This window comes from Actinomadura fulvescens (assembly GCF_039533225.1).
GTDB lineage: Bacteria > Actinomycetota > Actinomycetes > Streptosporangiales > Streptosporangiaceae > Spirillospora > Spirillospora fulvescens.
Map to the genome: position 1 here is coordinate 41,133 of NZ_BAAATD010000020.1, position 21,067 is coordinate 62,199.

At 68.9% G+C, this 21,067-nt stretch carries 20 protein-coding genes; 10 read left to right on the plus strand and 10 right to left on the minus strand.

Features of this window, described 5'->3' with window-relative positions:
* Positions 1-40: 40 nt before the first annotated feature.
* Together ABD333_RS43655 and ABD333_RS43660 are read left to right on the plus strand one after the other, a co-directional pair.
* Complete coding sequence (locus tag ABD333_RS43655; RefSeq protein WP_344548606.1) at positions 41-3,598, plus strand: MMPL family transporter; 3,558 nt, start codon at positions 41-43, stop codon at positions 3,596-3,598.
* 131 nt (positions 3,599-3,729) lie between these two features.
* A complete protein-coding gene (locus ABD333_RS43660) occupies positions 3,730-3,942 on the plus strand; it encodes a hypothetical protein (protein WP_344548608.1) in 213 nt (70 codons plus the stop codon).
* Positions 3,943-4,073: 131 nt separating this feature from the next.
* Here ABD333_RS43660 and ABD333_RS43665 read toward each other — a convergent pair whose 3' ends face one another.
* Entirely contained in the window at positions 4,074-4,451 is a 378-nt protein-coding gene (locus ABD333_RS43665) for a hypothetical protein (RefSeq protein ID WP_344548610.1), read from the minus strand.
* A 254-nt stretch (positions 4,452-4,705) separates the two neighbouring features.
* Between ABD333_RS43665 and ABD333_RS43670 the strand changes: the two genes are divergently transcribed.
* Positions 4,706-5,074 (plus strand): hypothetical protein, encoded by a 369-nt coding sequence (locus ABD333_RS43670; RefSeq protein ID WP_344548612.1) that lies wholly within the window; start codon positions 4,706-4,708, stop codon positions 5,072-5,074.
* A gap of 1,229 nt (positions 5,075-6,303) precedes the next feature.
* On the plus strand, positions 6,304-6,441 hold the full coding sequence (locus ABD333_RS43675) for a hypothetical protein (protein ID WP_344548614.1): 138 nt from the start codon (positions 6,304-6,306) through the stop codon (positions 6,439-6,441).
* On the opposite strand, the gene ABD333_RS43680 is transcribed toward ABD333_RS43675, so the two are convergent.
* From ABD333_RS43680 to ABD333_RS43695, 4 genes are all read right to left on the minus strand, one after another.
* Positions 6,442-7,341, minus strand: coding sequence for an IS5 family transposase (locus ABD333_RS43680; RefSeq protein WP_344548765.1), 900 nt, complete (start codon positions 7,339-7,341; stop codon positions 6,442-6,444).
* A 60-nt stretch (positions 7,342-7,401) separates the two neighbouring features.
* Positions 7,402-8,031 (minus strand): class I SAM-dependent methyltransferase, encoded by a 630-nt coding sequence (locus tag ABD333_RS43685; protein WP_344548616.1) that lies wholly within the window; start codon positions 8,029-8,031, stop codon positions 7,402-7,404.
* Positions 8,032-10,700: 2,669 nt separating this feature from the next.
* The gene (locus ABD333_RS43690) at positions 10,701-11,135 is read right to left on the minus strand and encodes a hypothetical protein (RefSeq protein ID WP_344548618.1); all 435 of its coding nucleotides are present in this window, start codon (positions 11,133-11,135) and stop codon (positions 10,701-10,703) included.
* Positions 11,136-11,291: 156 nt separating this feature from the next.
* Positions 11,292-11,774 carry an Lrp/AsnC family transcriptional regulator gene (locus tag ABD333_RS43695; protein ID WP_344548620.1) on the minus strand — a complete coding sequence of 161 codons (483 nt, stop codon included), beginning with the start codon at positions 11,772-11,774 and terminating at the stop codon, positions 11,292-11,294.
* 103 nt (positions 11,775-11,877) lie between these two features.
* Here ABD333_RS43695 and ABD333_RS43700 point away from each other — a divergent pair, with 103 nt between their 5' ends.
* On the plus strand, positions 11,878-12,666 hold the full coding sequence (locus tag ABD333_RS43700; protein ID WP_344548622.1) for an aspartate/glutamate racemase family protein: 789 nt from the start codon (positions 11,878-11,880) through the stop codon (positions 12,664-12,666).
* Between the two features lie 306 nt (positions 12,667-12,972).
* Here the strand turns inward: ABD333_RS43700 and ABD333_RS47750 are convergent, their stop codons facing one another.
* Entirely contained in the window at positions 12,973-13,131 is a 159-nt protein-coding gene (locus ABD333_RS47750) for a hypothetical protein (RefSeq protein ID WP_410558243.1), read from the minus strand.
* 362 nt (positions 13,132-13,493) lie between these two features.
* Positions 13,494-13,826 carry a hypothetical protein gene (locus ABD333_RS43710; RefSeq protein ID WP_344548624.1) on the minus strand — a complete coding sequence of 111 codons (333 nt, stop codon included), beginning with the start codon at positions 13,824-13,826 and terminating at the stop codon, positions 13,494-13,496.
* Positions 13,827-13,923: 97 nt separating this feature from the next.
* Here ABD333_RS43710 and ABD333_RS43715 point away from each other — a divergent pair, with 97 nt between their 5' ends.
* Positions 13,924-14,532, plus strand: a complete 609-nt coding sequence (locus ABD333_RS43715; RefSeq protein ID WP_344548626.1) for a hypothetical protein — start codon at positions 13,924-13,926, stop codon at positions 14,530-14,532.
* Here ABD333_RS43715 and ABD333_RS43720 read toward each other — a convergent pair.
* Positions 14,469-15,149 (minus strand): C40 family peptidase, encoded by a 681-nt coding sequence (locus tag ABD333_RS43720; RefSeq protein ID WP_344548628.1) that lies wholly within the window; start codon positions 15,147-15,149, stop codon positions 14,469-14,471. The two genes, ABD333_RS43715 and ABD333_RS43720, sit on opposite strands and share 64 nt — an antisense overlap.
* Before the next feature lie 319 nt (positions 15,150-15,468).
* Here ABD333_RS43720 and ABD333_RS43725 point away from each other — a divergent pair, with 319 nt between their 5' ends.
* On the plus strand, positions 15,469-16,236 hold the full coding sequence (locus ABD333_RS43725; RefSeq protein WP_344548631.1) for a bestrophin-like domain: 768 nt from the start codon (positions 15,469-15,471) through the stop codon (positions 16,234-16,236).
* Positions 16,237-16,238: 2 nt separating this feature from the next.
* A complete protein-coding gene (locus ABD333_RS43730) occupies positions 16,239-16,793 on the plus strand; it encodes a hypothetical protein (RefSeq protein WP_344548633.1) in 555 nt (184 codons plus the stop codon).
* On the opposite strand, the gene ABD333_RS43735 is transcribed toward ABD333_RS43730, so the two are convergent.
* A complete protein-coding gene (locus ABD333_RS43735; protein ID WP_344548635.1) occupies positions 16,725-17,951 on the minus strand; it encodes an ABC-2 transporter permease in 1,227 nt (408 codons plus the stop codon). The two genes, ABD333_RS43730 and ABD333_RS43735, sit on opposite strands and share 69 nt — an antisense overlap.
* A gap of 24 nt (positions 17,952-17,975) precedes the next feature.
* Positions 17,976-19,373, minus strand: coding sequence for a condensation domain-containing protein (locus ABD333_RS43740; protein ID WP_344548637.1), 1,398 nt, complete (start codon positions 19,371-19,373; stop codon positions 17,976-17,978).
* A gap of 178 nt (positions 19,374-19,551) precedes the next feature.
* Between ABD333_RS43740 and ABD333_RS43745 the strand changes: the two genes are divergently transcribed.
* Both ABD333_RS43745 and ABD333_RS43750 read left to right on the plus strand, forming a co-directional pair.
* A complete protein-coding gene (locus ABD333_RS43745) occupies positions 19,552-19,803 on the plus strand; it encodes an acyl carrier protein (RefSeq protein WP_344548639.1) in 252 nt (83 codons plus the stop codon).
* Complete coding sequence (locus ABD333_RS43750; RefSeq protein ID WP_344548641.1) at positions 19,800-21,050, plus strand: beta-ketoacyl-[acyl-carrier-protein] synthase family protein; 1,251 nt, start codon at positions 19,800-19,802, stop codon at positions 21,048-21,050. Before ABD333_RS43745 ends, ABD333_RS43750 begins: the two co-directional genes overlap by 4 nt.
* Positions 21,051-21,067: the final 17 nt, after the last annotated feature.

A 21,067-nucleotide genomic window follows, 5' to 3' on the forward strand; every position in this document is an offset into this window, starting at 1 on the left:
CGCCACCCGTACCTGCCCCAACCCTGATTTAGGAGGTGCGGTGTCGCAGCCACGGCGAGCTTCCCGGCGGGCCGGCGACCAGTCGCTCACCGTCCTGACCCAGTGGTCGGTACGTCAGCGGCACCTCGTGCTGGCAGTCGCCGCGGTGGTGGCCCTGCTCGCCCCGATCCCGGCGGCCGCCGCCGCAGGCCGGCTGGCCGCCGGTGCGGCGGCCGCCCCCCACACCGCTTCCGCCGACGCCGACGCCTTCCTTGACCGCCGCTTCCCCCAGGACAGCGAGCCCGACCTGACGCTGCGGGTGGCGGCGGGCGCGGCGGTCGACTCGCCCGAGGTGGCGGCGGACGGGCGGCGGCTCACCCAGCTGGTCAGCCGGTATCGCGGGGTGACCAAGGTCCGGTCGTACTGGCCGCGCAAGCCCGCCGACCTGCGCTCGCGCGACCACCGTGCGGCGCTGGTGCTGGTGAAGCTGTCCGGCGACGCGTCCGCGCAGGCACGTACCGCCCGGCGCCTGGTGCCCGCGGCCGCCCGCGTGTCGGACGGGCTTGAGGTGACGGCCACCGGGAACGCCTGGACGCTGGTCCAGCAAACACAGCAGTTGCGGCACGAACTGCCGCGTGCCGCGCTCATCGCCGTCGCGTTGTCGGCGGTGGCGCTGCTGCTAATCATCGGCCCGGTGTACGGCGCGCTGGCACCGGTCCTGATGGCCGCCTTGGCAGCGGCGGGGGCTCTGGCGTCACTCTGGCCGCTGAGCCGGCTAACACTTCTGCCGCTGGTGGCACTGCCGCTGGCCGGTGTCATCGCGTTCGGGCTGGCACTGTATTTCGGCCTGCTCATCGTTTCCCGCTATCGGCGCGAGCTCGCCGCCGGAGCGGACATGGAGCACGCGCTCGAACGCAGCCTGGTCACGGCGGGCCATACGGCGGCGTGCTCGGCGGTCGTCGTCGCGGCGACGCTGGCCGCCCTGCTGGTGTTGCCCGTCGATGCCGCACGCATCCTGGCCCTGGCCGCGCTCTTCGCGACCGGTGCGGCGGCCGCCGTGACGCTGGTGGTGCTGCCCGCGCTGCTGGCGGTCATCGGCAGCCGCATCCAGCGCGGTGACATGTTCGCCCGGCTGCGCCGCCGTTCCACCCGCGCAGTGCAGACAACCCGTTCGGTACCCGCCATGAAGGCCAAGCGGCAGGTAGCTCCCTGGAGCCTCGTCCTGGCCTCAGGCGTCAGCCACCTGATGCGGCTGAACGCGTCCACGTCCAGGCGCGAGCAGCGAAGGCCGAGCCGGAACGCGACCGAACGACCAGTCGGGACGCCAACCCCAAACCGGCACGAACGGCCAAGCCGAAGCCCGCACGAACGGCCAAGCCGCGAGTCGAGCCAACAACCCAGTCGAGAGCCGACCGCACAGCCAGGCCGAGAGCCGAACGAAGGGACCAGCCAAGAGCCGCGGAAAAAGCTGGGCCGTAATGCGTCCGCAAGCCGCTCGGGTACGAGCCGCTCGGGTACGAGCCGCTCCGGTACGAGGCGTGGCGTTCTCCGGAGAGCGGTGACCTTCGGCTTCGCCGTCACGACCATCCTCCACGTCGCGATCCTCACCACCAGACCGACGGGACCGATCACCGACAGCTCGGCCACGTCTGCGGGACGAGTCAAGGCCGGGCCCGGAGTCGCCGCGATCCGGCGGCGCCGATCGCAGCGCGAGAGCCCGTTGCGGGTGTCGGCGTTTCTTCTCCTCTGCTACCTGCTGAGCGGCACGCTGCGCGGCAGCGGCTCACAACGCGGCAGCGGGTCGCGCGGCAGCGACTCAAGGCGCAGCAGCGACTCGCGCGGCAGCCGCTCGCAGCGCGGCGGCAGGTCACGTGCCAGGCAATCCGCCAAGCCCCAAGGAGCACCCTCCCCCAAGATCTCCGAGGGCTTCGGTGAACGTACGTGGCGCCGCGTGGCCTCCGTCTCAACCCGGCGTCCGGTGGTGTTGGGCTGCATCGGCATGCTGCTGGCCGCCGTCGTCGTCATGGCGGCGCCGCAGGCCCGCCTCAGCCTGCCCGATGAACGCGTGCTGCCCACCAACGCCCAGTCGCACTCCACCGCACAACGCATCCAGCGCGAGTTCGACTTTCCGCCCGACCAGCAGCTCAAGGTGATCCTTCCTGATCTGGACGCCGACGACGTGGCCGAACGCACGCAGCTCGAACGCTACGCCCGCAACCTCGCCAAGATCCCCGGCGTTCAGCGCGTACGGACGGTCACCGGCTCCTACGACGGCACGGCGCCTGGGATGCGGCTGGCGGCGGCCAACCTGCCGTGGTCGCCGTGGCCACCCCGCCCACCGGCCGGGCCGCCCGCCTACCCGCGCGTCCCCGCAAAACGGCCGCCCGCTCCCCCACCCTTCATCCCACTTGACAGCTCTCCCCTGGCCGCCCTTCAAGCCGAGCAGATGGCCCGAGCCAAGAAAGCCGCGCTGGCCCAGAGAGCGGCGCTGATGAAAAAGGCCGCGCTGGCGAAGCAGCAGGCTCTCGCGCAGCGAGCCGCACTCGCCCAGCAAATGGCGATGGCGCAACGAGGCGCGATGGCCCAGAAGGCGGCCCTGCTCCAAAAGGCGGCGCTGGCCAAGGCGGAAATGGCCAAGCAAGAGGCGCTGATGAAAGCGGAAATGGCCAAGAGGGCGGCCCGGGCGAGGCAGACGATCCTGGCCAGGGAAGCCGCCTTGGCCGAACAGGCACGACGAGGCGCACCTCCCAGCCGCTACAGCTATCTCGGCGCCACCCTGGTGACCGTTTCCGCCGCGCGACACGGCCAGGCAGATCACGTGCTCGACCGCGTCCGGACGGCCGACGCGCCGAGCCGGACACTGATCACGGGAGCCGCCGCCCGCGCCGCCGATACCGCGTCCAGGACGAGCCAGGCCCTGCCGCTGGCGGTGCTCGCCGGGGCGTTCCTCGGCCTGGCGCTGCTGTTCCTGTTCTCCGGCGGCGTGCTGGCGGCGTTCAAGGGGATCTTGCTCAGCGCCCTGGCCCCGGCGGCAGCCTGCGCAGCCCTGGTCGTGACCATGCAGGACGCCACGCTGCGGGCGCTCACCGGTCACCTCTCACCGGTGGGTTTCCTGGACGCGACGGCGCTGCCGCCCGTCCTGGCGGTCGCGGCCGGACTCGCGGTGGCCCACACCGCGCTGCTACTGGCCGGCACGAGACGGCTCTACGAAACTGGGCTCAGCCACCCGGACGCCATCGCGGCCGGTGCCGCGCAAGCCGCCATACCGGCTTTCAGCGCCGTCGTCACCATAATGATCCCCGCCTGTGTGCTGGCGACCTCCGGCTCCACCGTCGTGCGGATGGTCGGGCTCGGCCTGGCCGCGGCCCTGATCGCCGACGCGGTCGTGGTGAGGCTGCTGCTGGCCCCGGCGTTCCTGCGACTGGGAAGCGCCGCCAACTGGCGGGCGCCCGGTCCGCTGGCCCGGCTGTACGAGGACGTCGCGCTCACGGCGGCGGAGCCACCTCCGCGCACTCCCCCTCCGCCACCGCCCCGTGGCCTTGACCGTCTCGCGGCCATGGTCGGCGACCTGAAACGCCGCGCCGACGACCGCTACCTCAACCGCCGCCCCCACAAATGAACATCTGCACACAAAGCAACCGATATGTCCAAACGCCAAAGAACTATCTACCGAAGGTAACGAATGGCCAATTATCAGACGGGTAGTTCACCAACGGTCACCCGAATGAATCCGGAGAACGGAGGCAGAGGATGAAAAAGGTCCCCCCGGCCGCCCGCAGGATCGCCGTGGTCTCGACGCTGACGACGGCGATGCTCGTCAGCGCGACCCCCGCGATGGCAAAGCCAGATAATTGCAAAGTCTACAACCCGTTCTTCACCCAGGACTGCTACATAGCGGACTCACCGGCCGAATCGAGCGGCTTCCCCGGCATGGTCGGCGAGTTCACCAGCCTCTTCAAGTAGCTTGCCCAGGTTCCACTGCGGGGACAGGCGACCGGGGCGAGGAAGGAGTGCCATCCTCGCCCCGGCGCCATTCCGTTCTTCGTGCGCGGCATGGTCGACGAGGCAGACCTCACGCCCGTCCGCGCACGGAGCTAATCGTGCGAGTTGGTGCAGCTGGTCGGGCTGTTGAACGCGACATAGGCGTTGCCGCAGTTGTTGCTGTGGCCGCTCGCGCTCGAGCTGCCGATGTTGGAGAACAGGCCGCCGATGAACTCGGCGCCGCCCTCCGCCTCGTGGCCGGCCGAGTGGTGGTTCTTGCAGTCGGTCGGGCTCACCATCGAGAAGTAGCCGTTGCCGCAGTTGTTGCTGTGGCCCGTCGCGTTCGAGCTGCCCTCGTTGGAGCCGGTCCCTCCGATGACGGAGTAGGGACCGTCGTGGCCGTCGCCGCCCGCGAACGCCAGGCCGGGGGAGCCCATCACACCGGCGACCGCGAACCCTGCGATCATCACGAGCTTGCCTGTCCTTGTCATGAACGTCCTCTCTGGGGGAGCTGAGGGCATGACTGTATAACTTTACGTAAACATATCAACACCCTTGGTGATTGCTTTACCTGGACAACCGACAGGGGTGCCGAGCCGATGATCGTGCACGGCACCCACCACCCCTTCCGCGTACCACGATTCGGTCCGGATTCGGTCGGGCGATGGTTTTGCCGTGCCGACACCGCCAGGGTCGCCGTGAGGATCGCTGGTGTTCACCTGTCGAACAGAGAGGAAGCACCGGAATGAAGGGTTCCCTTCGTGCGGCGGGCCTGCTGCTGACCACCGCGGTGGTCACCACGGCGCTACCCGCCACGACGTCGGCCGCCACCGCGCCACAACAGGCCGATCCCAACCGGCTGGCCGCCATGCTCACCGAGTTCACCCGCGTGAACCCGCTGCAGCAGCTCGGGGTGCTGGGGAAGATGAACACCACCGACCCGGGAGTCGGGGCCGTCGTCAACGAGCTCCGAGGGATCACGGTGGCGGATCTCCTGAGCAGCTCCATCCCGAGCTCCCCCAAGCACGCGACGATCAGCAACATGCGAACCGGCCAAAAGCCCCAGCCCACGTACACGACATCGCTCGCGGTCCTGAAAGAGTCGGCGGACTAGCCAGCAGGTTCACTGGCGGATCCACGCGCGTATCCCGCAAACGCCGACATCCCACACAAGACGTCCAAGAACGGCGATCGTGGTTAAGAGGCTGCGGGTCTTCCTGGGGCACAGGCTGCTGGCGTACGGCGACCCGCAAGCGGCCGCAGGGCTCCCGACCGCTGATGTGCAGCGGCCCGCAACCGGTCGCAGGCGAGGCTGCCGCCCGGCTGATGTGGGCGGCCCGCAAGCGGCCGCGGACACGGCCGCGGACTCGCTGATGTACGGCGGCCCGCAAGCGGACGCAGGCGGGGTTGCCTACCGCTGGTGTGGGCGGCCCGGAAGCGGTCACGGGCGGGGCTGCCGACCGCTGATGTGCAGCGGGCCGGGAACGGTCGCGGGCAAGGGTTGTCGGCTGCTGGTGTGCGGCGGGCCGGAAGCGGTCGCGGGCAGGAGTGCCGCCTGCTGATGTGCAGCGGCCCGCGAGCGGTCGCGGGCACGGCTGCTGGCCGCTGATGTACAGCGGTCCGCAACCGGTCACGGGCGGGGCTGCCGACCGCTGATGTACGGCGCCCGCAAGCGGTCGCGGGCAGGGACTGCCGGCTGCTGATGTGTAGCGGGCCGGGAACAGTCGCGGGCAGGGTTGCCGACCGCTGATGTGTAGCGGGCCGGGAACGGTCGCGGACGCGGCTGCCGACCGCTGATGTACGGCGAGCCGCAACCGGTCACGGACGCGGCTGCCGACCGCTGATGTACGGCGAGCCGCAACCGGTCACGGACGCGGCTGCCGACCGCTGATGTACGGCGAGCCGCAACCGGTCACGGACGCGGCTGCCGACCGCTGATGTACGGCGGGCCGGGAGCGGTCGCGGACGGGGCTGTCGGCTGCTGGTGTGCGGCAGGCCGGGAACGGGCACGGGCGCGGCTGCCGACCGCTGGTGTGCGGGGAGCTGGAGCGGTCGCGCGCGGGGCTGCTGGCCGCTGGTGTGGCGGGCCGGGAGCGGTCGCGGGCGGGTTGTCGGCTGCTGGTGTGCGGGCTGACGGATTTGTCCGGCGTGTGGTTGGCGGCCCGCGCTCGTCGGGACGCGTGTTTTGCCGCTCGGCGTGCTGGGCGCGGTTGTGGCGGTAGAAGTGGTCACGCCGCGTCGTCCAGGACCGCGACGCCGCTCCGGGCCTGTACTTCCAGCTCCGCGCAGATCAGCCCCAGATGGCCTGCGCCTGGGGCCGACAAGGCCTACGCCGGAGCGCTGGTGGGCTCGGCCGCAAACGTCCTCGACCTGGCCTTGGTCATCGCCGCCCGGTCGGCAGGCGCGACCGGCTACCACGACCGCCTCGCACCCCAACGACGCAAACGCCAACTCATCCGCGAACTAGGCCGTGTCCCGTGATCATGTGACGGGGTCGCGGAGCCAGATGCGGATCGAGGCGACGTCGATGGTGCCCTGGTAGATGCGTTGTCGTTTGTCGTAGCGAGTGGCCACGGCACGATGCTGGCGGAGTTTGTTCACGCAGCGCTCGACGGTGTTGCGTTCTTTGTAGGCCTCCCGGTCGAAGACCGGGGGCCTGCCGCCTTTGGAGCCGAGTCTCGTGCGGTTGGCGGCCTGGTCCTTCTTCATCGGGATGACGGCCTTGATGTTGCGTTTGCGCAGGTAGCGGCGGTTGGTGCGAGAGGAGTAGGCCTTGTCGGCCATCGCCCGGGCCGGCCGGTTGCGGGGTCGTCCAGGGCCACGGCGCGGGATGCGGATGGACTTCAGCAGCGGGATGAACTTCGGGCAGTCCGCGTGCTGGCCCGGGGTGAGGATCCGGCTGATCGGTCGGCACCGCCGATCGGCCACCAGGTGAATCTTTGTGGACAGCCCGCCCCGTGACCGTCCCAGGGCCTCCCGGCCCGCCGACGTCACTTCATGATCCCTTACAAGCCCCTTTGAAGGCAGGTCGACGGCCGGAGCGTGCCGCGCCCCGGCCGCGTGCTGGTGCGCGCGGACCACAGTCGAGTCCGCGCTGACCGTCCAATCCTCGCCCTCGATCTCGTCGCAGCCCGCCCGCAGCCCGTCCAGGATCCGCTCCCACGTCCCATCCAGCGACCACCGGCGATGCCGGTTGTAGACCGTCTTCCACCTGCCATAACAGAGCGCCAGGTCACGCCACGGCGTGGCCGTACGCGTCCGATGGAAGATCCCGTTCATCACCGTCCGATGATCATTCCAACGAGCTCCATGCACGGTCTGCAGCGGCAGCAGCGGCTCCAACAGCAGCCACTCCGCATCCGTAAGATCATGACGCTTCAGACGTTCCTCATCCACAAAGATGATCTACACCAAACCGCCCCCAAAGACCACGGGCACGATCTAGGGGAGGCGGGCCAGCAAGTGGGCGTCGAGGAAGCCCCGCTCGGAGGCCGGGTCGTGGAGCAGCCGGGCGAACGGGACGAGCCCGGCCCCGGCGAGCAACTCGGTGAACCGGTCCACTGGCCAGCTATAGGCGGGCGTCACCTTGTGGTCGAAGCGGACCGGCTCCGGGCCGTCGGTCGCGAAGAACGAGACCAGGAGCAGGCCGCCCGGTGCCAGGACACGCACCTGCTCGGCAAGCAGCGCGGGCAATTCCCCAGGAGGGGTGTGGATCATCGCGTAGTGGGCCAGCACACCGCCGAGCGCGCCGTCCTCGACCGGTAGGGCCTCCATCCGCGCCTCATCAAACCGCAGCGCCGGATGGGCCCGCCGGGCGTGGTCGACCATGCCCGGGGAGAGGTCGAGCCCGAAGGCATCCAGCCCCAGATCGTGCAGCATGGCCGTCAGATGTCCAGGCCCGCACCCGACGTCGACTGCCCGCAGGTTCCCCGTCCCGCGCACCAGCTCGGCAAAGGTACCGATCATGTTCCGCGAGAACGGCTGCGTCTCCAACCGATTAGCGAACATCGACGCATACAGCTCGACGACCCCGTCGTAGGCCGCCCTGATGTCGTCCTGATGTTCCATCACGGGGAAGGAAGCTAGCATCCGCGCACGTTCGCAGTCTCTCCGGCCCCGTGCCCCCAACCCCTTAAGGACTGACTGTCCGATCACATGATCATGGGACAGGCCCTAGAACGCCCGTCCAGCAAGAAGGTCCTCCCTGGAGGAGGCGGGCTGATCAGACCGCGTCACGATGCCCAGCTCCGCCGGGTGCTGCCGCCTGCCCAGCTGAGCACCGATTTCGATTCAGCTGCTCGGCACGAAGCAGCCGGATCGTTGAAGGGCAGCACCCGAAACGACACCCGGTTTGGAAGCTTGCCGAAGGCCGCCCCACGGTGGGTGCACACCGGTTGTAGGGGGCGGCCAATTCCATGGGGAGGAAGGGCGTGGGCAATACGCCCTTCCTCCGGGAGTGGGCATCGGTTCGGGTTCTGCACATGACCCGGCAATCTCACCGTGTGGTGAGTAATGTCTATCTGATGTTCCGTCCAGGTGAACCGATAAGCGACGGCCCCGGTGGCGGCCGGAACGTACGTCGGGGGGTCGGACACCTCTGGCAGTCAGCGATTAGCACGGCCCAGGGGGAACGATCCGTTACCAATGTCAAGCCTGGGATCGCGAGGGCTCCCCTGGAACGTTGTGGGACGGATGGCACATCAGCGCGCACGCCAAGACACGGGGGCGGCGCTTAGCTGTTCCAAGTCGATGAGCGCGTTGGTGATCTCCTCCGTGGCGAGCTGTAACACGGCTTCGCCTGCCCGGCCGGGGGCATTGACTTTCTTTCACGCCGACCATACCCCTTCACATCCCTCTCTGTAACCTGCTGACTACCAACTGGTATTTTTGGGTGGTTTCGCCCCCACCCATTTGCTCCATCCTGATCATCTTTTGGGATGGCCCGTGGGGGCATCTCCCACACTTCGCCAGCACTCACGCGCCCTCCCACAAGAACAATCAAAGGAAGATCTACCGGACAAGGCTTGCGGCCCGGCACAATTCCGGCTTATCACTGATAGTGAAAGATCAACTCACACAGTGGTCGGGCGGGCATTGCACAGCGTCTAGCCGCTGCGACACAGAGGAGAGCAGTGTGAATACAAGGCACTTTCTTGCCGGGACGGTCGCGACAGCCGGGCTTCTCGCCGGCACCCTTGCCGCGACGCCTCCGGCGCAGGCGAACGCCGCCACCTCGTCAAAGGCCAGCGCCGTGAGCGACTGCCGAGACTACGGGTGTGGTCACCACCACCACGGTGACGGCGCTGGGCCTGTCTACAAGTGCTATGGCTTGCTCCTGTTGTTGTCCTGCTTCTAGCACAGACCAGAGGCCCGGACGGGGGAACCGCGCTCTCCCCCGCCCGGGCCTTCTGTCACAACCTCCGCGAGGGTTCCCAGCCGTACGCGCTAAGACCGCTGCGGTAGTACTCCCATGGCGTTTTTCCGACTCCGCTATGCATACCGCCGAACCAACTAGAGTAGGCCCGCAGCGTTCGCACGGTCCTAGTCAGACAGTTGTTGGTGAACACGTGGTATGGGACGTCCACCAGAGAGCGGAACCTCGCCAATGCCGCCGCCGATCCCTGGCTGCGGACATTGCGGCACCGGAATGCCCGATAAGGGGAAAATTTCCGCTTGACCCGGAAGACCTCCAGCAATCGGGGCCAGTCGTACGGCCCCGCAAGCCAGCTTCTCCCCGGCGGCAGAGGCCAGCCGTCCGTACTTTCCGTCGCTCCGCCGTACCACTGCCCATTCTCGGCCAGCACCGCCCATCCGACATGGCCGATGCCAGCGAAAGGTGCGTAGAACACACACGCTCTCCCGGGGTACGAACGCAACGTCGAAGCCCGAACCGGCTCCGAAGTCACCGTCACCAGCACCAGGGCACAGACCACGATCCACGCTCGCCGCATCCGAATACTCCGTCCGTTTTGTCCGCCCCCCGACAGGTCAACCAACGGAAAAGAGTTCCCAAACCATCAAGCCAATACGCCCTCCAAGCCGAACTTCACCCCACACAGCCCCAGAACCCTAACCATCCGCGCGAATAAGTGAGACAAATCCCCACAACAACACCAAGCTGCCGACCTAACGAGCCCGTCGAGGTGTCCAAACACGTTCCACCGCAGCCTGGTAATCCGCACGTGTCGCGGGCGTCCCGCCGACCGACCAGGCGGCTCATGGAAGCCGTCGAGGAGAGCGTGCAAGCAAGGCCGCCTGAGCTGCGGCGAAGGCTCGGCACGCCAGCGGAGCTCACATGGCGAGACCCTGGCAACCACAAGCCGTCAGCGCGGCCTCCGCCTCCACCGCCTACGGCCTGGGCCCACGTTGCAGCCGCAGACCGTCCCGCACGAAGCGAATGGCCGTTCGGACCTCGACGCGCCCGGCATCTGTCACCGGAAGTCGCAGGGCAAGGCCCGCGACCACACCTCGTCCGCGCCGCGCCTGCACCTCCCGCGCCTCGGGCCTGGCCCGGGATGTGTGAGAGGCTCACCCGGCATCCGCAGGCCCGGAGCCGGTGACCACCCGACACGCAACCGCTGGCGCCCGACACGCAGCCGCCCGTGACGCTGGCGCCCGGCACGCTGGCGCCCCTCACCGCGACCGCCCTAGGCACAGCCGTCCGACACGTGGCCGTCCGACACCGGGCCGCCCGACACGCAGCTGCGCCCGTGACGCTAGCGCCCCTCACCGCGACCGCCCTAGGCACAGGCGTCCGGCACGCAGCCGCCCGTCACGTGGGCGGCCGACAGGTGGGCGGCCGACAGGTGGGCAGTCGGCGGGTGGGCAGTCGGCGGGTGGATAGTCGGCGGGTGGGCGGCCGGCCGTGGGCGGCCGACACGTGGGCGGCCGACAGGTTGGGCGGCCGACACGTGGGCGGCCGTCAGGTTGGGCGGCCGACAGGTGGGCGGCCGGCCGTGGGCGGCCGACACGTGGGCGGTCGGCACGTGGGCGGCCGACAGGTGGGCAGTCGGCGGGTGGATAGTCGGCGGGTGGGCGGCCGGCCGTGGGCGGCCGACACGTGGGCGGCCGTCAGGTTGGGCGGTCGGCGGGTGGGCGGTCGGCGGGTGGGCGGTCGGCGGGTGGGCGGTCGGCACGTGGGCGGTCGGCACGTGGGTGGCGCAGCGATCGGTCATGCTGGCGCCTGTCACGCGGGCGCTCTAGGTACAGCCGCTCGTCACGCGGGGGTCTTTGAGCTCTTCACGCAATGCGCGTCGGAGCATTCGGCGATGATCAGCATCGCGGGGTCTGGGAGCGGCCAGGTGGGACGTTCGGCCGCGGGGATCGGCCGCCTAACGGGTTTCCGCGAGGCGGTTCAGCAGGGGCGTGACGCGGTAGCCGACGATCTCGCGGGTGACCACAGAGGTGTTCGTCCGCTCGACGCCCGGGATGGCCAGGATCATCCCGGCGATGCGGTAGAGGTCGTCGGTGTCGGCCGCGACGGCGTAGACCAGCAGGTCGGCCGGTCCGCTGACGCTGTGCACCTGGATGACCTCGGGGATGCCGGTCAGTGCCACCGCCACTTCGCCGAGCCTGCGCTGCAGGACCTGCACGGTGGCGAAGACGGTCAGCGGGTAGCCGAGGGACGCGGGAGACACGCGCCGCTCGAAGGAGCCCAGCCCCCGTCTCTCCTCCAGCTTGGCCAGCCTGGCCTGGACGGTGTTGCGCGACAGGCCCACCTGCTCGGCAAGGGCGATGGCCGTGGCGCGAGGGTTGTCGGCCAGGGCCAGAAGAAGGCGGGCGTCGGTCACATCGAGGAGGTCGTCGTTTCGCATAGTGCCCACTCTCCCAACTCGCACCGACCTTCGACCGTGCATATTGCTCATCTTCCGCTTTGTATATTGCGCATTAAGGCACCGCTTGGTTTCCTCTGTGCAGGTGAATGCACAGATCAAGGGGTGGTTCGGTATGAAGAAGCTCGGCATTCTGGCGCACAGCGCCGAGGGCGCGGCGCTCTGTTTCCGGGCGTTCTGCCAGGAGGGCTTCCACGAACTGGGCCCGCATGAGCATCCGGACGTGACCGTGGACTGCATCGCCATGGGGCGCAGCATGAACGCTTGGGACGAGGCCGACTATCCGGCTATCCGGGACACGCTCGCGCTGAGCGCGGCCAGGCTGGCCCGTGCGGGGGCGGACTTTTTCGTCTGCCCGGACAACACCGCCCATATCGCCCTGGAGGTGCCGGGTGAGGAACTGCCGATCCCCGGGCTCCACCTTCCCGACGTGGTCTCCGAGGCCGCGGCGCGTGCGGGCCGCGAACGGGTCGGTGTGCTGGGCACGAAGTACCTGATGGGCGATCAGATTTATCCCCGGACGCTGGCCGCGCGCGGGATCGGGGCGGTGGTGCCCGGGGCCGAGGACCGTGCGCTCGTGGACGGGATCATCTTCGGCGAGCTGGTCAACGGCGTCTTCTCCGACAGCTCGCGCGCCGCCTACGTCCGCGTCATCGACAGGCTGGCGGCGAAGGGCTGTGACGCCGTCGCCCTGGTGTGCACCGAGATCCCGCTGCTGATCACGCCGGACGACTCGCCCCTGCCAGTGCTCGACTCCACCCGCCTGCTGGCCCGGGCCGCCTTCGAGGTGTGCTCCGGCCGCCGGGACGCGCCGTCATGGCGCGGCGGACCGATGACCGTACCGATGGACGACGCCGCCCACGATCGCGCCTGAGCCGGTCAGCACAACGCTCGGTCGGCTTGGACGACCAGGACACGAAGCCGCTCCAGCGCGGCGGGAAGCGTACCGCCCCGCTGTATCGCTTGGAGCTCCTGACGCGATCACCCGCGGGTGCGGTCCATGGCTCATCCGACACGATCCACGGGGGTGGCTGTCGTTTGTGGCCCATGCTCCCCAGCCACCGCCTGCTGCCCGGGCCGCGCTAGACCCTTTGCGTTAGGAGCTCTTAGGCGCAACGGCCGTCACGTGGCCGTGCAGCGCGCAGCCCTGTGGCACTGCCGCGGCGTGGCGGTGGTGTGATCATGCTGGGGATGCCGTCGGTGGTTGCGGATTGTGGGAGTGCTTCCCTTCCACCTGCTCGGCGGGGAAGGCGTTGTCCCACTCCCACGTCGTGGAGTGGATCTTCGGGTCGCGCATCCAGTCCCACTGGCCGTGCATGACGTTGTGCCCGATCTCCATGTTCTCCAGGATCTTGGCGACCGTGAGGGTCGCGGTCCCGGCGAGCCAGGCGGGCGGCAGAATGGAGGCGAACGCCAGCGCGCGACCGCCGATCTCCAGGCCGCACTGGTCACGCGATGGCCGTGCTTGGCTTGGCGACGTCCGGGCCGGTGGTGGTCATCGGTGATGCCGGGCCGTGGAACGGGCCGCAGCCGGAGGTCGCCTGGCGCGCATGGTCCGGGGACCAGAGAACAGACATCCGGCTCTGCACGACTCGATATCGAGGGCGGTGGTTTGATCGCGGGGGCGGGCTAGGGCGGTTGCCGCGCGGTCTAGCTTCGCCCGGGCGATCCTGGCGAGATCGTGGACGCCGGGTACGAGTGTCAGTCGGCCTTCTCTATGCCGCTCAGTGGGTCACCGTGCCGGGTGCCGCCTCCTGCCAGGGAGTCGTATCCCTCGGTGGCGCTGCCCATGCCGGGGACGACTCTCTCCTGGGGCTGGCTCTCCGATCCGGAACTCGCGCCCGGGCCTCGGTCCAGCGGGGCCCCTGCGGGAATCCAGTTGTCGCCCTTGCAGTCGTCGGGGAGCGGAGGAAGCCGCTGCCCCTTGACGTCGGTGCTCCAGCGGTGGCCGCAGCCGGAATCACATTCGTAGGTTCCGCTCTGCTCGGCCTTCTGCCCTGGATGAAGAACCTTGCCGTCGGCGCGCTCTGCCATCTCTCCCCCTCTGTTTGCATTGCTGGGACCGCTTACCCGTCAATCGCCGTCCATACCGCTCGCGGCAGCCGTCCCGGCCCCTCATAGGATCATCACCATGAGTAGCGGTTCCGAATCGTGTTGTGACGCCGGTTCGCGGCCCTTTGGCCTTCGCGCGGTGGTGACGCCTGCGGTGGGAGCGCTGGTGGCCGCAGTCCTGCTGGTTCAGTTCGGGTTCTTCACGGCACGGGTTGGGGCTCTGCTTTTTCCGTCCGCGCCTACGATTGCGGCCGCCGTTGTCGCTCCTGTTCAGGCGCGAGGACAGATCCTCGCCAAGCTGAACGGCCTGCACGGCACTCCGGTGCACGCCGTCGTGGTCGAGGACGAGGCGACCGCGCGTTCTCAGATCGAACGCGGGCAGGTCGACGTCGCGTTCGTGATGAACCCCGCGGAAGACACCGACACTCTGCTGGTCGCGTTGGCCGTTGGCCCCGCCGAATCCGACGTCGCAGCCCAGCTCGCCATTGTGACGGAAGAGGACTTCGACCGGCAGGTCAAGGTCGTCGACATCAGCCCGGCGGCGGAAATGGAGCCAATGGGTTCGCGTGAACCGGCGCCCGCTGCGCGCGGGCCGATGCGCAGCGGGCGCGCGGCACAACGGGGTCAGCCAAGCCTTGACGGGATCGCCGGCAATGGTCGCCAACCGGGCCTGACGGCGCCCACATAGCGCTGTCGGTAGTAGCCCCTCAAGCGATCGACACTGACGCGTCGTCCCGGTCGTGGTGAATGAATGAATTTCGACGAGCCGAGATACATGCCCACGTGTCCGAGCCGGTTGAAGAACACCAGGTCGCCGGGCTTGAGCCGATGGCGTGCGACACGGTGGCGGGCTCTGTTGTACTGGTCCGCGGCCACCCGCGGGATCGAAATTCCGGCACGGCGCCAGGCTTGCTGAACGAGCCCGGAGCAGTCAAAGCCGCGGGGGCCTGTGCCGCCCCAGATATAGGGGCGCCCCTTCTGTTCGAGCGCGAAGGCGATCGCGCGGTCGGCGCGTCGTCGCCAATGCATTTCCATACGTGCCCGCTGGCGGCGCACCGACTGCTGAAGGGATGCCAGCAGCCGGGCGTTCGTCGGCCGGCGGTTGTGCCATGCGACCGATGTGCGTACGCGGTGGGCCTGGCTGCCTTTCGCCTGAACGTCCCGCTCCGGGCCTTCGACTTCCCAGGCCGCCGGAGGTCGCTCTTTGTCAGGTGGGACATATTCGGCCGCTTCCGCGTTCCCCGGAGTCAGCGTAAGTGCGACTGTGGCGGCCGCACAACATGCGGCCGTCGATGAAACGAACATCTCCGTTCACCTCCAATCGGTGAAGATCGACAGGCCATGGCTTACCCAGGCCAGTCAAATCACACTCGCAAGATCAACGAGAAGATTCCTTCAAGGAATGGTTACTTGTGCGGGCTTGGATCACCCATATTCGTACCGCCATGTGCCGAGCAGAGGTGACATGGTGGATTTTCCAGACCTGACGCAGATGTCTGCGATGTGATATCCCGGCCGGTGGTGTCGGAAGCAGGCATTGTGGCGAGACAATAACCCTGCGCAACACAAGTACATACGCAAAGATAGCTCATGGTTATGGCATAACTACGGTAGGTAGTTGTGCATGACCGTCTATTTCATTGCCGCCGCCTCGGCCGTCGGCCTGGTGATCATCGCCGCCCTGCTGGTCCGGCGCGTCCGTTCCGGAACCGATGACGAGGCGCCCGACGGGCCGACCACCGGCCACACCGGGGCCATGCTGTCGGCTCTGTTCCTGCTGGCGTTCGCCATCGCGATCGTCGTCCCGTGGACCACGACCGACTCGGCCAGGCTCAACACCTACGCCGAAAGCCAGGCGATCGTGGAAGGCGCCTGGTCGGCCACGGACCTGCCCCCCACCTACAGCAATCGGGTCAGATCCGAACTCTACGACTACGCCCAGTTCGTCCGTACGCAGGAATGGCGGCTGATGGCGAACGGCAGGCTCAGCCCGGACGGCTGGACCCGGCTGGAACGGCTGCGCCGTGACGTCGCCGCGTTCCCCGCCAAGAGCACTGACCAGAAGGACACCCAGGCCGCCGTCCTGGACGACATCGCCGACATCACCTCCGCGCGGCGGCAGCGGGCCATGGACGCCAAGACAACCCCGCCCCCCGGACTGCTGGCCGTCACCCTGCTCACCGGGCTGATCGTCCTGCTCTTCCCGATCCTGGCCGGAGCCCGCCCGCGCGGCATGAGCATCCTGCCGCTGGCGCTGATGGCCGCGCTGCTGGGCATCGGCATGTACCTCACCTTCGACATCTCCCACACGTTCACCGGCGCGCTGGGCGTCAAGCCGGACGCCTTCACCGCCATCCTCGACGAACTCCAGCGCATCCCCGGGAGCGGCTGACCATGCCCGTCACAGTGGCCGCGGCGCTCACCGCCGGCCTGTTCGCGGGGCTGAGCTCCTCGTCCGTGATCATCGATCCGCCACCGCCCGGCTTCTCGGTCTGCGTGGGCACCGAGGTCACCATCCACATGGAGGCCGACGTCACCGCCTGCGTCAGCATCGACCGTCCCCGCTGCTGCCGGCCTCCGGTCAAGACCCCTCCCCCGCCTCCGCCGGAACCCACGCCCACGCCACCGCCGCCGAGCACGTCCCCGCCACCCCCACCGCCCAAGAAGCCGCCCAAGCCCAGACCAAGGCCGAAACCCAAGCCCAAACCCCCACCCGCCCCCTCCACGAGCCCCAGGCCTGTGGCGGCGCCTCCCCCTGCCCCGCCACCGCCGGTCAGGGCCGCCCCTCCCCGGCGCCCGGCGCCCCGCAAGGCCACGCCCGCGCCACCCCGGATCAAACGTGAACAGGCCGAGCCACGCAGGCGCCAGAGACCACTGTCCTCACCCGTGGTCATCGTGGTTTTGGCGGTCGCCATCAGCTCCGCGACGGCCATCGCCTTCGCCCGCTGACGTGCGGTGAGACGCGCGGCCCGCGGCAGGGCCGCGGGCTCGTTCGTCACCCTGCCCGGAACGCGAAGCATTCACAACGCGCGACGAAGACTCTGCGTCACGCGACGGCGATTCCGGGTCGTGCGGCGGCGATTCCGGATCGTGCGGCGGAGGTTCTGCTTTGCGGGGCGAGGATGTTGACTTGCGCCAGGAGATCAGGGTACTGGTGCCCGCCCATGCCGTCAGAACGACGAACGGCAGCAGGTGCTGGTGGCCGGGGAAGTAGATGGCGGTGTGCTGTGCGTTGACGGTCGCTCCCGGGGGCAGCCAGTGTCCCAGTTGCGCGAGCCACTGGGGCTGTAGCGGCCACGGTACGGGCCCGCCGGAGGACGGGTTGCCCACGAGCACCATGACCGCCCACGTCGGGATGATCGCCCAGCGTCCGATGAGCGTGTGGAACATCGTGAAGACCATGCCGGAGGTGAACATGGCCAGCGCCAGGATCAGCCATGACTGTGCGAACGGGAGTTCCAGCGCGTGCAACGCCCAGTCCACCATCGCGCAGATTCCGAAGCCGCCCAGCAGCGCGTAGGCGGCGGTGAAGCCGGTCCGTGCGCGGAAGCTCAGTTTGGAGGCATGCGTGACGAGCTGCACCGCGCCCATGAAGCCCATGATCATGGCGGCGAGGCAGATGTAGAAGACGGTGAGGCCCCGCGGGTCGCTGCGCTGCAGGGGATGCCGGTCGTGAACGGTGATCGGGACGCCGACCGATCTGGCCACCTGGGGCGCGGCGTCGCTCAGCAGTTCGGCGACCTGGGCGCCGGACGCGCCTGACACGTCCAGTTCGGTTCCCCTGCCGTCGCGGAAGTCGACGACGGCCAGGACGTTCTGCGCGTCCAGAGCGCGTCGCGCCTGGTCGTAAGTGCGGTAGGGAACGAGGCGCAGCGATGATCCGAGGGCCTTGTTCATCGCGGTCAGGAACCGCTGCTGTCTCGCCGCGTCGGGGCTGTTCACCACTGCGGCGGGGATCCTGGTCGGCGTCGGCGCGGCCATCGCGTAGGTGTACGAGGCGGCGAAGAACGACGCCGCCGCGCTCACGATCAGGACGATCACCGTGGCCGGGAAGAACGGCGAGTCCCGGAACCGCGCCGGTCGCGGGTGACGGTCGTCCTCGTTCACCGTTCGACGCCTCGTGCGGCGCTGCTACAGCGGTGCGTCGCCCTTGTCGGCCACCTCGCGTAGGACGCCGCGCACGAGCTCGGCGTAGCGGTGAACGTTCTGCCTGGCCACGGACGTGTCCGGGTGGACGGCGGTGAAGGTGGTGCGGTGCCAGTCACGATTGATCCATATGAAGACCTCGTCGAACTCGCTGTGCCCGGCGACCACCTGGAAGCGTGCCGCCTCGAAGTCCTTCGAGGCGGGGGCGCGGCGAACATCGATGTACGAGGTCATCGGTACCACCGAACGCGGATCGCCCAGGAGATTCAGCTTTTCGGCGAGTATCGGGGCGATCCAGTGAAAAGGGACGTTGTTGAGCTTGGCCGCCCTGAGGAGCGCCAGCTGCGCCCTCGGCAGCAGATCGGCGAACGTGGAGGCTCCGGCCACCGGGAACTGCACCGGCACGAGGTTGGTGAACCATCCCTGGGCGACCAGCCATCGAGGTTCGGTGCGGGTGTGGAGGGTCATGAGCCCGCGGTAGTGCTCCTGTCCGGCGAGCCGCTGGTTGGCGATGCCGAGGGCGGCGAGGAGGCCGCCGGAGAACCTCGCTCCGGCGCGTACGCATGCGGCGTTGAACGCGCCGGCCTTCGTCTCGTCGAACAGTTCCATCGCGTAGGACACACCCGGGGCCCTCCCTCCCGGCGGAAGCCCCAGGTCGAGGGGGAAGCCCGGCGGGGTGCCGCCGCACGCGTGGGCGAACTCCAGCCACTTGCCGACGGAGGACGAGTCACCGGTGATCTCGGCGGCGCGTGTCACCTCCGAGGCGCAGTAGTCGACATAGCTGCCGACCTCGGGAAGCTCGGCGCGCGTTCCGGCCCGTTCGGCCTCGTACAGCGCGCGCACCTCGCTGAAGATGTGAATCAGCGAATAGCCGTCGGTGTGCGTGTGGTCGACCGCGAACAACAGGGTGGCCGAGTCCGCCCGGTCGATTGCGGCCACGACGAACGGCGGCCAGGTCAGCGGATCGATGCGCGAGTCGAACTGCCGCTGCAGGAAGTCACGGATGCCCGCGCCGCTGTCGAACGTGCCCACCGCCACCGGAGCCAGGCTGAAGTCGGCGGAACGGACGGCATATCGTTGCGGCCGCCCGTCGTCCATCCGGAACCAGGTGAGCAGCGTCGGATGCCTGCGTACCCAGTGTTCCAGCGCCGCCGCCATGGCCTCGGCGTCCAGCGGACCGGGGAGATCGAAGACGGCCGTCAACCACGACGAAGGCCTGGCGCCGCCTGCCACGTTGGCCCTGTGCCAGTCGATGTGGAACCGCTGGGAGTACGAGGGCGGAGCGGGATCGGGTGAGGCGCCGGTTACCATGCCCGCGCGGGCCGTCCATTCGACCAGACGCCCCGGTTCGGGTGTGAAGTCGTCTATCGAGCTCAGGCGCACTGCGGGGCCTTCATGAGATCACGTTCCTTGGGGCTGGCGTGCGCCTGCCGAGAGACCACGGTTAGTTGCTTTCTCCCCCATCGGATGGTGAGACTATACGCATTCATCTGAACACCCGTAGTGACCGCGGTGAGATTCTCGCCCTGTCGCGCACGTTGAGACCACCGCGGAGGAAGACGTGTTCGCTGAGCTGAAGACACTGCTCGTCCGGCAGCTGAAGCTGGACGAGAGCCTCATCAGGCCGGAGTCGTCGCTGGAGGACGCGGGTGTCGACTCCCTCGCGCTGGTCGAGCTCGGCCTGCTCGTCGAGCAGCACCTCGGGATCGCGTTCAGCGAGGAGGAGCTCGCCCGGACCGCGTCGCTGACGGTCGGCCAGTTCTCCGATCTCCTCGCGGCACGGCGTCAGGGCCTCCAGGAAGTCCCCTCTTGAGCCCTTCGCACGCCGACCGCTCGCAGGCCGGGCGGTCGCGGGCGGCGATCACCGGCATCGGTCTGCTCACGCCTGCCGGGATCGGCACCAAGGTCTGCTGGGACACCGTCCGCAACGGCACCGAGACCATGGCGGCGGTAGACCCGTTGCTCTGGCAGGTTCCCGCCGCGCTCAGCTGCCGCGTGCCCGACTTCGACGGCGAGGCGCTCCTCGACCCGGTGCTGGCGCGAAGAACCGACCGGTTCAGCCAGTTCGCCCTGGTGGCCGCGCAGGAGGCGGTGGCCGACGCGGGACTCGATCCGGCGAGCTGGGACGGCGCCCGAGTCGGCGTCGTGCTCGGCAACACCACCGGGGGCGTGGAGACCGCCGAGGAACAGTACGCCGTCCTCCAGGCGCAGGGCGCGCGCTTCGTCTCGCCTCTGCTGCTGCCCAAGATGCTTCCCAACATGGTCGCCGGTCAGCTGTCGGCCTTCGTGGGCGCCACCGGCCCCGGCATGGTCGTCGCCACGGCCTGCTCGTCCGGGGCCACGGCCATCGGCGTCGCGCGCGACCTGCTGGCCGCCGACCGCTATGACGTCGTCCTGACGGGAGCCACGGACGCGATCGTCACACCGGCCGTCGTCGCGGGGTTCGCCCGCCTGGGCGCCCTCTCGCAGAGGGTCGACGATCCGGCCGGGTCGTCGCGTCCGTTCGACAAGGGCCGGGACGGTTTCGTCTGCGCGGAGGGCGCGGGTGTGCTCGTTCTCGAACGCGAGGCCGACGCACGCGCCCGGGGCGTCACCCCCCACGCGTACGTGGCGGGCTTCGGTGCCACCTCGGACGCCCACCACATCACCCGTCCCCACCCGGACGGCCACGGCACGCAGGCCGCCATCGACGCCGCTCTCCGTGACGCGGACGCCGTCCCCGCCGACGTCGGTTACGTCAACGCCCACGGCACGTCCACCCTGGTCAACGACCGGCTCGAAGCGGCGCTGCTCGCCCGGAACCTGCCGCATGGCCCACCGGTCAGCTCGACCAAGGGGGTCACCGGGCACCTTCTGGGAGCGGCAGGGGCGGTGGAGGCGGCGTTCACGGCCCTGGCCCTGCGCGAACAGGTCGTGCCGCCCAACGTCAACCTCACCGACCCGGAGCCCACCGACCTCGTCCTCCCGACGTCTCCGTGCCACCACTCGTACGATTTCGCCTTGAGCCTGTCGGCGGCGTTCGGCGGTCAGAACGCCGTCCTGGCCATCACGAGCCACTGACGCGGAGCCATGAGCGT